General features: G+C 72.3%; 14 protein-coding genes. 9 read left to right on the top strand and 5 right to left on the bottom strand.

Going from position 1 to position 13023, the window contains the following annotated elements:
- Positions 1 to 58 precede the first annotated feature (58 nt).
- The 5 genes from AB0F71_RS15515 to AB0F71_RS15535 all read left to right on the top strand — a co-directional run bounded on the left by AB0F71_RS15515 (position 59) and on the right by AB0F71_RS15535 (position 6250).
- Positions 59 to 1525, top strand: coding sequence for an HD domain-containing protein (locus tag AB0F71_RS15515; RefSeq protein WP_360233348.1), 1467 nt, complete (start codon positions 59 to 61; stop codon positions 1523 to 1525).
- 306 nt (positions 1526 to 1831) lie between these two features.
- Complete coding sequence (locus AB0F71_RS15520; protein WP_360233351.1) at positions 1832 to 2818, top strand: hypothetical protein; 987 nt, start codon at positions 1832 to 1834, stop codon at positions 2816 to 2818.
- Positions 2819 to 2870: 52 nt separating this feature from the next.
- Entirely contained in the window at positions 2871 to 3509 is a 639-nt protein-coding gene (gene def, locus AB0F71_RS15525; protein WP_360233353.1) for a peptide deformylase, read from the top strand.
- 603 nt (positions 3510 to 4112) lie between these two features.
- The gene (locus AB0F71_RS15530; protein WP_360233356.1) at positions 4113 to 5000 is read left to right on the top strand and encodes a tRNA-dependent cyclodipeptide synthase; all 888 of its coding nucleotides are present in this window, start codon (positions 4113 to 4115) and stop codon (positions 4998 to 5000) included.
- Positions 5001 to 5041: 41 nt separating this feature from the next.
- Positions 5042 to 6250, top strand: a complete 1209-nt coding sequence (locus AB0F71_RS15535; protein ID WP_360233359.1) for a cytochrome P450 — start codon at positions 5042 to 5044, stop codon at positions 6248 to 6250.
- A gap of 85 nt (positions 6251 to 6335) precedes the next feature.
- On the opposite strand, the gene AB0F71_RS15540 is transcribed toward AB0F71_RS15535, so the two are convergent.
- Positions 6336 to 7379: a ferritin-like protein gene (locus AB0F71_RS15540; RefSeq protein ID WP_360233362.1), complete on the bottom strand. Its 1044-nt coding sequence runs from the start codon at positions 7377 to 7379 to the stop codon at positions 6336 to 6338.
- Positions 7380 to 7580: 201 nt separating this feature from the next.
- Positions 7581 to 8222, bottom strand: a complete 642-nt coding sequence (locus AB0F71_RS15545; RefSeq protein WP_360233365.1) for a TetR family transcriptional regulator — start codon at positions 8220 to 8222, stop codon at positions 7581 to 7583.
- An 83-nt stretch (positions 8223 to 8305) separates the two neighbouring features.
- On the opposite strand from AB0F71_RS15545, the gene AB0F71_RS15550 reads away from it, so the two are divergent.
- Complete coding sequence (locus AB0F71_RS15550) at positions 8306 to 9238, top strand: oxidoreductase (RefSeq protein ID WP_360233368.1); 933 nt, start codon at positions 8306 to 8308, stop codon at positions 9236 to 9238.
- A 338-nt stretch (positions 9239 to 9576) separates the two neighbouring features.
- Here the strand turns inward: AB0F71_RS15550 and AB0F71_RS15555 are convergent, their stop codons facing one another.
- Positions 9577 to 10098: a helix-turn-helix domain-containing protein gene (locus AB0F71_RS15555; RefSeq protein ID WP_360233692.1), complete on the bottom strand. Its 522-nt coding sequence runs from the start codon at positions 10096 to 10098 to the stop codon at positions 9577 to 9579.
- A 144-nt stretch (positions 10099 to 10242) separates the two neighbouring features.
- Here AB0F71_RS15555 and AB0F71_RS15560 point away from each other — a divergent pair, with 144 nt between their 5' ends.
- A complete protein-coding gene (locus AB0F71_RS15560; RefSeq protein WP_360233371.1) occupies positions 10243 to 10707 on the top strand; it encodes a cupin domain-containing protein in 465 nt (154 codons plus the stop codon).
- 55 nt (positions 10708 to 10762) lie between these two features.
- Here AB0F71_RS15560 and AB0F71_RS15565 read toward each other — a convergent pair whose 3' ends face one another.
- Positions 10763 to 11176 (bottom strand): ATP-binding protein, encoded by a 414-nt coding sequence (locus AB0F71_RS15565; protein ID WP_360233374.1) that lies wholly within the window; start codon positions 11174 to 11176, stop codon positions 10763 to 10765.
- Positions 11177 to 11403: 227 nt separating this feature from the next.
- On the opposite strand from AB0F71_RS15565, the gene AB0F71_RS15570 reads away from it, so the two are divergent.
- Complete coding sequence (locus AB0F71_RS15570; RefSeq protein ID WP_360233377.1) at positions 11404 to 12264, top strand: helix-turn-helix transcriptional regulator; 861 nt, start codon at positions 11404 to 11406, stop codon at positions 12262 to 12264.
- Between the two features lie 26 nt (positions 12265 to 12290).
- Positions 12291 to 12473, top strand: coding sequence for a DUF397 domain-containing protein (locus AB0F71_RS15575; RefSeq protein WP_360233695.1), 183 nt, complete (start codon positions 12291 to 12293; stop codon positions 12471 to 12473).
- A 55-nt stretch (positions 12474 to 12528) separates the two neighbouring features.
- Here AB0F71_RS15575 and AB0F71_RS15580 read toward each other — a convergent pair whose 3' ends face one another.
- Positions 12529 to 13005, bottom strand: a complete 477-nt coding sequence (locus AB0F71_RS15580; protein WP_360233380.1) for a hypothetical protein — start codon at positions 13003 to 13005, stop codon at positions 12529 to 12531.
- Positions 13006 to 13023 lie beyond the last annotated feature (18 nt).

Raw genomic sequence — 13023 nt, forward strand, 5'->3', positions numbered from 1 at the left:
GGCGGGTTCGGCGCATTGGAGCGGGGCCGGGGCGGGGCGCGGGCGTACCGCGCGCGGTGTGCACGCGGCCGCCGCCGTGCTGCTGGTGCTGGCGCTCGGCGCGGCCGTGGTGCGGGGGATCGCCGAGCCGAGGGTCGCGCTGGCGTTCACCGCGCTGATCGCGCTCGGCGAATGCGTCCGGATCACCCTTCCGGGTGACCGCGAGCAGGCGCCCATCGGCGCGGCCGGTGCGCTGGCGTACGCCCTGCTCGGGCCGCTGCGCGGGGTGCCGACCGCGCACGGCACGCTCCAGGTGGTCGCGGTGACCGGGGTCGGCCTGCTGCTGGGCTGGCTGCCCGGGCTCGCCCTGCCCCACCGGCCCGGGCGCCCGCACCGGCGGCCGCCCTGGGCCGACCCGGCCCGGCGGGACAGCGCCGCCCGCCGACTGCTCGCGGTCGGCTTCGCCGCCGCCGTGTTCCAGCCGCTCTACAACGGCGGCCTGGTGGACCGCTTCTCGCCCGAGGGCCCCGCCTACGGGGCGTTCCTGACCGCCGTCGCCGCGCTGGCCGCGCTCTGCGACGCCACCCTGGCGGCGCTGCTGCGCTCCTCGGGCCCGTCCTCGCCCTCCCGCCGTTCGCCCGGCGGGCGGGCGGGGCGCAGGTGGGGTCCGCCGTGGTGGCGCCCCTTCCCCGGCGCCGGGGAAGGGGCCGTCGGCGGCCGACCACGGCGCGGCGCGGCGGGCGCCCCGGCGGCGGCCCGCGGCCGGGAGCCCGAGGACGGCCCCGGGGCCGGTCCCGGGCCCGGCGGGCCGCGGTTCCCGGCCGCGCTGGAGGACGAGCTGCGCTCGCTGTTCGGGATCGGCTCGGCGATCGTCGCCACCGGGATGCTGGTCAGCCTCGCGGCCGGCGAGGTCGGGCTGTGGGCGCTGCCGCTGTTCTGCACCCCGCTGCTGCTCGCCCAGGTCTCCTTCCGACGGGCCGCCGCGGTACGGGCCACCACCGGGCAGACCATCGCCAGCCTGGCCCGGGCCACCGAGGTCGCCGGGTACACCCCGCACGGGCACGCGCGCCGGGTCGCGGACACGGCGTGCGCGCTCGGCCGCGAGCTGGGGCTGGGCACCCGTGAGCTCGCCCTGCTGGAGTACGCGGCGCTGATGCACGACGTCGGCCAGCTCTCCCTGGTCGAACCGGTGCCGGACGGCGCCACCGCGCTGCTGCCCGCTGTCGAGCAGCAGCGCATCGCCCGGCTCGGCAGCGAGGTGATCAGCCGCACCGGGGTGCCCCGGCAGGTCGCCGAGCAGGTCGCCCGACTGGCCGACCCGTGCCCCGGGCCGGTGGGCGGTGAGGGCCCGGTGCCGCTCGCCGCCCGGATCATCCGGGTCGCCAACGCCCACGACGACCTGCTCACCGCCGCCCGGGGGAAGGGCCTGGGCGAGGCGGTGGGGCGGCTGGAGGCGCTGGAGGTGCTGCGGTTGGGGCGCGGGCGGGTCTACGACGCCCGGGTGGTGGACGCGCTCGCCCGGGTGGGCGGGCAGGGGCGGGGCTGACGGCCGACCGCCGGGGGCCGACCGCCTGGGGCCAGGGCCGGTGGCCGGGAGTGCGGTCCTCGCCGGGGTGCGGTGGCGCCCGCCCGGGCGGGCGCCCGTCCGGGGTTGAGGAGGTGCGCTCCGGCGGGCAGGCTGGGGAGAGGCGGTCCCCAACCTCGGCGGTGGGGAGCGCGGGTGGGGGCGGGCGTGGTTGGATGCGGTCGTAGCGTGGAACACCGACCCGGAGCACCGGGACCCGGGCCCCGTCGAGGACGGGACGGGCCCGGCGGCAAGGGACTTGAGCGGACGACGACGGCAGGGACGAACGTGAGGATCTTCCACCGGGCACGGCACCGGCCGTCCGCCACCTGGCGGCAGACGACCGACCGGGCCTTCACGCTGATCGGCGACGGCCGCTACGAGGACGCCGGCGCCCTGCTGGTGATGGCCGCCGACCTGGAGCCCTGGTTGTCCGACTCCTGGTTCAACCTCGCCCTGCTGCACAAGTTCCGCCGCGACTGGGAGCAGGCCCGCTCGGCCGGCCTGCGCGCCGTCGCCCTGCTCGACCGCGAGCAGGGCGCCCCCGACTGGTGGAACCTCGGCATCACCGCCACCGCCCTCCAGGACTGGCCGCTCGCCCGCCGCGCCTGGCAGGCCTACGGGCTCAAGCTGCCCGGCGGCCCCGGCGGGGACGGCCCGGTCAGCCTGGAGCTGGGCACCACCCCGGTGCGGCTGTCCCCCGACGGCGAGTCCGAGGTGGTGTGGGGCCGGCGCCTCGACCCCGCCCGGATCGAGGTGCTGTCCATTCCGCTGCCCTCGTCCGGCCGCCGCTGGGGCGAGGTCGTGCTGCACGACGGCGCCCCGCACGGCGAACGGGTCACCGACGGCGTCGCCTACCCCGTCTTCGACGAGATCGAGCTGTGGGCGCCCTCCCCGGTGCCGACCTACGTGGTGCTGCTGCAGGCCGCCACCGCCGGTGACCGGGACGCGCTGGAACGGCTGGTCGCCGACGCCGGCTACGCCGCCGAGGACTGGACCTCCTCGGTGCGGCTGCTGTGCCGCGCCTGCTCGGAGAGCCGGATGGCCGCCGACGACGGGATCGTCGCCCACCACGACCCCCACGACGACGGCGACGCCGCCCACCCCGGGCACCTCAGCCACCTCAGCCAGGGCGGCGCGGCCGGGATGTCCTGGCTGGTCGAGCGCGAGTGCGGGCTCGCCGCCCCGGCCCACCTGGTCCGCTCCCTGCTCGACCGCTGGGTCGCGGCCGCCCCCTCGACCAGGGCCTACCGGGATCTCGAAGAGGTCTGCTGAACCCGCTGAGTACCCTGGTGAGGTACGCGTAGACCTATGGGAGCGGAAGACAATGGCGGAGCAGCACGACCACCAGCACGAGCACGACGTGGAGGGGGCGGCGCCCGAGGCCCCCGCGAAGGTGATCGGTGAGGAGCCCGACCTCACCAAGGGCACCGCGCGCCCGATCACCGTGGTCGGCAATCCCGTGCTGCACCGCGAGGTCAAGGACGTCACCGCGTTCGACGCCGAACTGTCCGCGCTGATCGACGACATGTTCCAGTCGATGTACGCCGCCGAGGGCGTCGGCCTGGCCGCCAACCAGATCGGCGTCGACCTCAAGGTCTTCGTCTACGACTGCCCTGACGACGACGGCGTGCGCCACATCGGCCACGTGATCAACCCGAAGCTGGAGGAGTACCCGGCCGACCGGCGCCGGGTGCTCGACGACAGCAACGAGGGCTGCCTGTCCGTCCCGACCGCCTACGCCGAGCTGCCGCGCCCGGACTACGCGGCCGTGACCGGCGTCGACAAGGACGGCAACCCGATCCGGGTCGAGGGCACCGGCTTCTTCGCCCGCTGCCTGCTGCACGAGACCGACCACCTGTACGGCACCCTCTACATCGACAAGCTGTCGAAGCGGGACCGCAAGGACGCCCTCAAGCAGATGGCCGAGGGCACCGCGAAGTACGCGACGGTGCCGAACGAGTGACCGCTCAGCGGTAGTCGGCGAAGGCCGGTGCGGATCCCCTCCGCACCGGCCTTCGCCGTTTCCGGACCGGTTTCCCGGGTCTCCCAGGCTTCCCGGGCTTCCCGGGCTTCCCGGGCTTCCCGGGCTTCCCGGGTTTCCCGGGTTTCCCGGGCTTTCCCGGCTTCCTGGACCGATTCCTGGGGTGGATTCCCGCAGCGTGGAACTTCCAGAACAATTCCCTTTCGGCGGGGGGATGTTGGAGGATTTCACAATGGCGCGGGAGGCCGCCCGGGCGATATCCGGCGGGCGCCGGGAAATCTTCGTGAACACACTCCGGGGCGGGTAGTACAGGTGGATTCGGCCGCCCGATGATCACATTCCGCCAACCCTCGGTCGGGGCTTGCGGAAGTCCCGAACCGCAGCGATAACTTCATGTGGTCGCAGCCCCACCATGTGCACACGACATCAGGGGACGGGCCGCCTGACCAGGCGTGCCACCTCCACCGCGGCGAGCGGCCCGGCACCTCCGGTTGAACTCCGTGCGCCCGCCGTGCACTTCTGCGAATCCCCCACGTCTCCCCGAACACCTTTTCCGTGACCACCGCTGCGATGTGGAGGCAAGGCATGCGCGACGCCCTCCGGGACGAGCGCCCGACGGTGATTCCGTCAGGCGGGTACGAGGCACTTCCGTATTCCCGCCGCTGCCAGGAGATCTGGCGGCGCGGGGAGCACCTGCTCATCGGCGTCAGCTCCGGCAACAGCTATTTCAGTGCCCGGCGGATCACCGAACTCGTCGGGTGGGGGCGGCAGTTCTTCGAGCGGATCGACATCGTCTACGCCGACCTGCTGGTCGGCACCCAGTTCGAGACCTTCGGCTACGCCCCCGAGCAGGCCGAACGCCGGGCCCGCAAGGAGGTCAAGGCCACCGCCCGCCGGATCGAGCGGGGCGTCGAGGAGGCCGGCCGACGGGGTGACGCTTGGGACGTCCGGGATGTCCGGGTGCACGCACTCTCCTCCTTCACCGGCGACCGCACGTACCAACGGCTGCACCGGCGGGCCGTCGACGCCCTGCGGACCGACCCGGAGTTCCGGGCGGCCGCCGAGGGCATGGCCCGCGGCTTCCTGGCCGCCCGGCTGGACGAGGGCCTCGCCCCCAGCGAACCCCAACTCGCCGCCGGGCTCCGGTACATCGCCGCCGAACTGCCCTTCTTCCTGGACACCCCGGCGCTGCTCGGCGTGCCCTCCTCGGTCAGCTGCTACCACCTGGAACTGCCGCTCACCCCCGTCCTGTTCGGCCGCGACGTCGGCCTGCGCGCCGGGGCGGGCCAGGCCTACGCGGTGATCCGTCCGGCCGCGACGTCGGCTGCCGTCGAGGCCGTTGGGGCCGTTGGGGCGGTTGGCGCGGTTGGCGCGGTTGGGGTCGGCAAGGCCGTCGGGCCCGTCGAGCCCGTCGGGCCCGTCGAAGCCGTCGAAGCCGCCGTGTCCGCGCCCATGGCCGGGCGCGCCGCGTAGTCGACCGTCCGGACCGCGAACTTCCCCGAGGAGCAACACCCGTGACCGTGACCAACCCGCCGACCACCGACATCGCCTTCCCGCTCTCCCGCCGGGGTGACGTCCTGCCCGTCGAGGCGAACCGGCTGAGGGAGGAGACCCCGATCGCCAGGGTCCGTACCCTGACCGGCGATCCGGCCTGGCTGGTCAGCAGCTACGCGCTGGCCAAGCAGGTCCTGGAGGACGAGCGGTTCAGCCTCAAGGACACCGCCAACCCCGGCGTCCCCCGCCAGTACGCGCTGACCATCCCGCCCGAGGTGGTCAACAACATGGGCAACATCAACAGCGCCGGACTGCGCGACGCCGTCATGAAGACCCTCTCCCCGCGGGCCGACCGCGCCCTCGACGGCTGGCTCCGGGCCGAGGCCCACCGGCTGATCGACGAACTCACCGCCCAGGGCGCCCCCGGCGAACTCCGCGGTGACTTCGCCGAGCCCTACTCCGCCGCCCTGCACTGCCGACTGCTCGGCCTCCCGGCCGAGGACGGGCGGCGGCTGATGGCCGGCATCGACATCGCCTTCCTCACCAGCCCGGTGCCCTTCGCCGGTGCGGCCCCCAACTGGTACAAGGACCTCGGCCACGTGCTCGGGCGGCTCACCGCGGACCCGGAACCGGTGGACGGCCTGCTCGGCCGGTTCGCCGCGCTGCGCCGCTCCCCGGACGTCTCCGACCGGGTCGGCGACGAACTGCTCGCCACCGTCGCGCTGTCGCTGTTCGGCGCGGGCGCGGTCTCGACCTCGGCGTTCCTGCTGAACGCCGTCGTCTACCTGTGCGAACGGCCCGAACTCGCCGACCGTCTCCGGCGGGAGCCGGCGCTGATCGGGCGCGCGGTGGACGAGTTGCTGCGGGTGAACCTGTCGATCGGCGACGCCCTGCCGCGGCTCGCGCTCGTGGACGTGCAGGTGGGTGAGGTGCTGGTGCAGGAGGGCGAGCTCGTGCTGGTCCTGGTCGAGGGCGCCAACTACGACCCGGCGGTCTTCCCGGACCCGGAGCGGATCGACTTCGACCGGCCGAGCAACCCGCACCTGGCCTTCGGTGCGGGCCGGCACTTCTGCCCGGCCTCGGCGCTCGGCCGCACCCACGCCGAGATCGCCGTCGCCGCGCTCGTCGAGCGGCTCCCGGGACTGCGGCTCGCCCTTCCGGCCGAACAGCTGGCCTGGCGGCCGGGGTTCATCAAGCGGCTGCCGGAGCGGCTGCCCGTGGTGTGGTGAGCCGAGGGGCTTCGGGCGGTGCGGCGGGGCCGGTGCGGCGGGGCCGGTGCGGACCCGTCCGCACCGGCCCCGCCGCACCCTGCGGTCACACCAGGAGCCACTCCGGGCCGTAGGTGAAGCGGGGGTCGGCCGGGAGCTTGACGCCGACGATCTGCTGGGCCGTGTCGCGCAGTTGGCCCATCAGGCCGATCGCGGTGCCGAGCTGGGTCGGGTCGTCGCTCCAGGCGTGTTCGAGGGCGTGCAGCATCGCGCTGTAGTGCTGGTTGAAGGCGTCCAGCAGCTTGGCGGTGGCCTGGTCGGGCGAGTTGGGGTCGCCCTGGCGGGGCCAGCCGCCCCTGGGCACCCGGGCGACCGGGAAGGTGTCCGGCAGCGGGACGTCGGCGCCGGTGAACTCGTACTTCTTCGTGGTCGGGTTCTGGACGAGCTTCTTGCCGACGGCGATCTCCTTGAAGGCGTAGTAGTGGGCGAGTTCGCCCGGCTCGCTGGGGAAGGGGTCCTGCGGGGAGGCGGTGGTCCCCTCGCCCTGGGTCTGGATGACGTGGATCGCCTGGAGCACGTCGTCGATGGTGTTCATCGCGACGATCTCGCGGTTCGTCCCGAGCGAGAACTTCACCTGGTGCTGACCGGTGAGCAGGTGGGCGTACTTGGGGAAGACGTTGGCGATGCGCTGGTAGAAGGCGCCGATCGTGTTGCCGTCGGCGGCGTAGGAGAGCGGGTTCTCGGGCTTCTCGATGGCGGCGAAGAGCCCCGCCGAGTCGCGGGAGAGCCCGCTGAGGTAGACCACCAGGCCCGGGTTGACGCCGCCGGGCAGCTCGCCCGGGTACTTGGGGACGGTGAGCGGGTCGGTCAGGACGACGGTGCCGCTGATGCTGGTGAGCATGTTGCAGACCAGTCCGAAGTGGAACATCTCGTCGAAGAGGATCTCCTGGACGAAGTCCTGGACCGGCTGGCCGCCGTTCCGGGCGGTGATCGACCACAGGGCGGTCGCGTACGGCGGGATGGTCGACACCTCCAGCATGATCGCCCGCTGGAGCGCCTCCCTGAGTTCCTGCTCGGTCCAGTCCTCCTCCGCCATGCTCATGAGCTGGGTGATCGCGTCGCTCTCGTAGTCGAGCACTCCGGTCGTCATGGGAACCCCTTTCGTTCGGCTGTGCGCCGGACCGTAGCGGGGGTCGGGTCGTACGTATGCGTGTGATGCCGGTGTGGCCCGGGAGTTCAGCCGGACGGGCGGCGCGCGGCGGGGGTTGGCGCGGGGTGGGCGGCGCGGCGGGGGTTGGCGCGGGGTGGGCGGCGCGGCGGGGGTTGGCGCGGGGTAGGCGCGCGGTGGCCGTCAGCGCGGGGTGGTGTCGACGGGCGTGGCGTCGACGGGCGTGGCGTCGAGGGCCGGGGCGATGGCGGCGAAGGCCTGGTCGGTCAGGGCGGCCGGGTCCTGCGCGCCGTCGCTCGCGCTCCAGCACTGGAGCACGACGTCGAAGGCGGTCAGGGCCATTCCGGCCGCCATCCGGGGGTGGAGACCGGTCGCGGGGTCCACTCCCAGACGGTCGGCGAGTTCGGCGGCCAGGTCCTCGCGCCACTGCGACTGGTGCTCCAGGAAGCGGGCGCGCAACGCGGGTGTGCCGAGGATCAGTTGGACCACGCGCAGGGTCTGCTCGGCGTGGCCGGCGCAGGCGTCGATGGCGGCCCAGACGGTGTTCCGCAGGGCGGTGGAGGGGCTCTCCCCGGCGGGCCGCCCGGCGAGTTCGGCGCGCATGCCGCTGCCGAGGTCCGCCAGGAAGCGGACGACCACGTCCTCCTTGGAGGCGAAGTAGCGGAAGAACGTCCGCTTGGAGATGCCGGTGGAGGCGGCGATCTCGTCGACCGTCACCGCGTCGAACCCCTGCTCGGCGAACAGGCCCAGCGCGGCCTTGGTCAGCTCGTCGGCGACGAGCCGGCGCTTGCGTTCGGCCAGGCTCGGGGCGGGGGCGGTGGTCATGGTCTGGATGCTACACGTGGGGTCGGGATTGGCGCGCGGAGTCTTCCTTGACACTTGGTGACAGCGCGGGCAGTGTGTGGCGCATGACGAAGACTCAGGCTTGGGGTGTCGAACGGATTCCGGACCAGGCGGGGCGGCTGTTCGTCGTCACCGGCGCCAACAGCGGCCTCGGGCTGGCGACCACCCGCGCCGTGGCCCGTCGGGGCGGGCGGGTGATCCTCGCCGTCCGCGACGAGGCCAAGGGGCGGCGCGCGGTCGCGGAGATCACCGCCGAGCAGCCCGGGGCGACCCTGGAGGTGCGCCGCCTCGACCTGGCCGACCTCGACTCCGTCCGCGCCTTCGCCGAGCGGCTGCGCTCGGACGGCCTCCGCCCGGACGTCCTGGTCAACAACGCGGGTGTGCTGGCGCCGCCGCGCACACTCAGCGCGCAGGGGCACGAGCTCCAGTTCGCCGCCAACCACCTCGGCCACTTCGCGCTCACCGGGCTGCTGCTCGACCTGCTGGCGGAGGGGGCCGACCCGCGGGTGGTCACGGTGAGCTCGGCCAACCACCGGCAGGGGAGGATCTCCTTCGAGGACCTCGCCGGTGAGCGGACGTACTCACCGATGGGCCACTACAACCAGTCGAAGCTCGCCAACGCCGTCTTCGGATGGGAGCTCCACCGGCGCCTCGCGGCCGCCGGCAGCCCGGTCCGCAGCCTGCTCGCCCACCCCGGGTACGCCGCCACCAACATCCAGGCCGGCTCGGTCGGCCCGGTGAAGCTGCTCTTCGGCCGCCTCCTGATCCCGCTCGCCCAGGCCCCGGACCGGGGCGCGCTGCCCCAACTGTTCGCGGCGACCGCCCCCGAGGCGGTCGGCGGTCAGTTCATCGGCCCGGGCGGGATGGGAGAGCTGCGCGGCGCCCCGAAGGCCGTACGGCTCGCCCCGAGGGCCGTCGACGCGGAGACGGGCCGGCGGCTCTGGGAGCTCTCGGAGCGGCTGACCGAGGTTCGGTTCGGCCTCCCGGCGGCTCTCTGAGCCGGGCCGCCACCGGGTTCGGCGGGGAGCGTTCGCACGGCGCGCAGGGGGTACTCGGCCTCGGCGGTGGGCACGGGCGGAGCGGAAACGGCGTCGACCTCGATCCGGTCGCATCCCGCCCGGCGGAGCAACTTTTGTCCCTCTGGGGCGAGTTGGAGGAGGTCACGGCTGCGGCCCCCGGGGCTGAGGTGATGCGCAGGAAGTCGGCCGTGCCGACTTCCTGCGCACCGGCCCTTATGCGGGTGCGTTGGTCCTGCCCGGCGTGAGCGCCGGGCGGGGCGGGGTGGTGCATTGCGGTGCTGTCCGGGCAACTGGAGGTGCAGCTGCCGGACGCTGGGTCACGGACCGGTGTCCCGGCGCGGGCGCAGGCCGTCGAGGGTGAGGTCGATGAAGCGGTCCCAGTCACCGCTGCCGGTGCGGACGACCGCAGACAAGCCGCCTACGAGCATGTAGACGTCCCTCACGGTGAGGTCCTCCCGGAGGGTTCCGGCGGCCCGGCCCTGGTCGATCAGCGCTCCGACCGCGACCTCGAGCTGCGCCAGCATCTCCCCTCTGGGGGCCGAGGAGCCCACGGCCGCCACGACGGAGGCGGACAGCCCGTGGTCCTCGGCCAGCATCCGACCGACATGGCGGAGATACCGGGCCAGCCCCGTACCTGACCCGGGGTCGCGCAGGCAGTCGGCGCGCGCGAACTGAAGGATCTCGGCGAAGCGGTGTTCCGCCGCGGCCTCCACGAGGGCCTGCTTGTTCGGAAAATGCCGGTACACGGTGCCGATGCCCACTCCAGCGGCGCGTGCCACCTCGGGCATCTGGACCTCGTCACCCCTCTCCTCGAACAGGGCACGCGCAGCCGCCAGCACGCGGGCGCGGTTGCGCTCCGCGTCGGCACGCGGCTTGCGGTCGTCTGGTGTCGATGGCGTTGACAATCCGAGTGCTCCCCTGCCTACCCTTATCCGGAATCGGATTCCGGTTCCGATTGTGCCATGCGAGGAGGGTCTGCATCCATGCCCGAAGACCGTTTCATCCTGCTGGAGCCCGGAGCCGCCCGGCCGGGGCGGATCCCGTTGCCACCCGCGTTCGCGGTCAAGGCGATGACCGACGACACGGAAGGCCGGTTCTCGCTGCTGGAGGTGACCGTGGCGAAGGACATCCCGCGGCACACCCACCACCAGGCGGACGAAGGCATCTACGTACTGGACGGCGTCCTCGAAATCGAGTTCGACGACCGGACGTACTCGGCGCCGAAGGGGACCTTCGTCCTGCTGCCCCACGGTGTCCCGCACGCCCTGCGCCGCGCCTCCGACCCGCCCCCGCGAGTCCTGCAGATCTCCTCGCCCGGCGGCTGGGAGCACTACGTCGAGGACCTGATCGAGGCGGGGCCCGCGGTCCTCACCGACGGTCAACTGGACCCCGCGAAGATCAACCCCATCGCGGCCCGACATCACATCAGCTACCACGAGCAGGAATGAGTGCGTTCGCACGGCGGGCGCCCCGGTCGGGGTGAAGGCCGGGCGTGGACGGGGCTCATGCGGCGGTCTCGGCGGCGGGGGCGGTGATGTGGCACCAGATGAACTTGCCGATGCCGCCCCGGCGCGGGCAGCAGCCCCACTCGGAGGCCAACTCCTGGACGAGGAGCAGGCCTCGGCCGCTCTCGGAGGTGAGGGAGATGGGGAGGGGCTTGGGCTTCTCGCTGTCGGCGTCGTGCACCTCGATCCGGAGGGTGCCGTGGGGGAGGAGCTGGAGGCGGACGAAGATCAGGCGGTCGCGCGGGGTGCGGGCGTGGGTGACCGCGTTGTTGACGAGTTCGCTGAGGAGCAACTCGCCGGTGGGGAGGAGGAGTTCGGCGGAGGGGTGGGGGAGGAGGAACTCGCGGAGCTCCTGGCGGGCGCTGCGGGGGGACTTCGGGTGCCGGGGGAGCCAGCAGGTCTGTTCGCGCATGGCAGGGCCACCTCTGGAGTGTGCAGGTGAGAGCGCTGGAGAAGGCATGGGGATGCCCGGTGAAAGCCCGCCATGATCACGATGTGTCGACTAGCGGACTACGTTGAGTAGCATGCTCCTGGGGACTTCCAGAGTGCAAGTCCCCACTTTGGAAGTGATCAAAGATTGTTGTCAGCTGACAGCGGGAGGCAGACTGGGCAGATCACAGAAGTGAGGAGGTCACGAGCGTGCCCGTGAACCGGAATCCGACGGTTCGGCAGCGGCGGCTGGCCCGAACGCTCAAGGAGCTGCGGACAGCCGCTGATCTGACGATCGCCCAGTCGGCGCGGCAACTCGACTGTGCGGAGAGCAAGATCAGTCGGATCGAGGCGGCTCAGTCGGGCATTCGGCTGGTGGATCTTCGGTTGCTGCTCGACCTGTACGGAGTGGCAGATCAGGATACGCGGAGCCGGCTGGAGGCTCTGTCGCGCGAAGGTCGTCTGCGTGGCTGGTGGGACCGCTACTCGGACACGCTGTCGCCGCTCTATGCGGACTACATCGCGTTGGAGTCCGACGCATCGGACATGTACAGCATTCAGACCTTGCTGGTGCCCGGAATCTTGCAAACCGAGGACTACACCAGGGCCGTTGTCCGGGCACAGATAGAGGATGCGACGGCTGAGCAGGTCGAGACGCTGACGAAGGTTCGTCAGGAACGTCGGTCGGTCCTGGCAAGGGACGTGCCTTTGCGTGTGTGGGCTGTGCTCTCCGAGTCAGTGCTCAAGCATCAGGTGGGTGGTCCGGTGGTCATGCGTGAACAGCTTGAGTTTCTTGCGGCCTCGGCCGAGCGTCCCAACATCAACGTCCAGGTCCTGCCGGAGGCGTCGGCGATCCACGCGGCGCTCTTCGGCCCTGTCACCATCCTCAGTTTCCCGGAGGTGACGGAGACGGATGTGGTGTACGTCGACAGCCTTCTCAGCACCTTGTACATCGAGGAGCCGGAGGAAGTCTTCAAGTATGCGAATCTGTTCCGCCGCGCGTTGGCGGAGTCGCTGCCCCGTGATGAATCGATCGCGCTCATCGAGCGCATGGCGAGCGAGAAGGTCTGAGGATTGTGAACGAGCTCTCGGGACTTGTGTGGCACAAGTCCTCGTTCTCCGGTGCGCAGAGTGAGTGCGTTGAGGTGGCTGCTGGTCTGCCTGGTGCTGTTCCCGTGCGGGACTCGAAGGACCCGGACGGGCCGGCGCTGTTGTTCGCGGCTGAGGCCTGGGTTTCCTTCCTCGCGGGGGTCAAGGGCGGGGAGTTTTCGGCCGACTGAAACAACAGGGGTGCCCCGCACGGGCTGTGGCCGTGCGGGGCACCCCTCTGTGCTCTCAGCTGAGGTTGTCGTACCAGAAGAAGATGGTCCGCAGGATGATGCCCGGGGCGCCGGCGCCGAAGCCCAGGACCATGGCCTGGCCGACCGCGACATCCGTCGGGTCGATGCCTTGGGACCAGGTGACCTTGGCGTCGAGGCCGGGGATCGTACGTCCCGGGGCGTACGACCGGAACGTGCCGTGGGCGTGGGCGATGAGGGTGCCGTTGCGGCGCAGCTCCGCCCGGCGCAGGCCCCTGGGCCGCAGCTCGTAGGTGCGGTCGCCCACCACAGCCGTCCGCGTGCGGTTGCGGGCCCGGCTGGTCGGGATGTTGTGCCCGCCCATGTTCATCGCGCCGTGGTCGCGGTCGGGCACCACCGTGACGGCCGGTATCCCCGCCCCCTGGACGCGCGCGACGACGGACGGCCAGCGGTCGTGGCTGATCTGTATCGGGCCGAACGGGCCGTCGATCACTCGCTGTTGGAGCTTGGGCATGCCTGTGCTACTCCCCCT

The sequence above is a fragment of the Kitasatospora sp. NPDC028055 genome (assembly GCF_040637885.1).
GTDB lineage: Bacteria > Actinomycetota > Actinomycetes > Streptomycetales > Streptomycetaceae > Kitasatospora.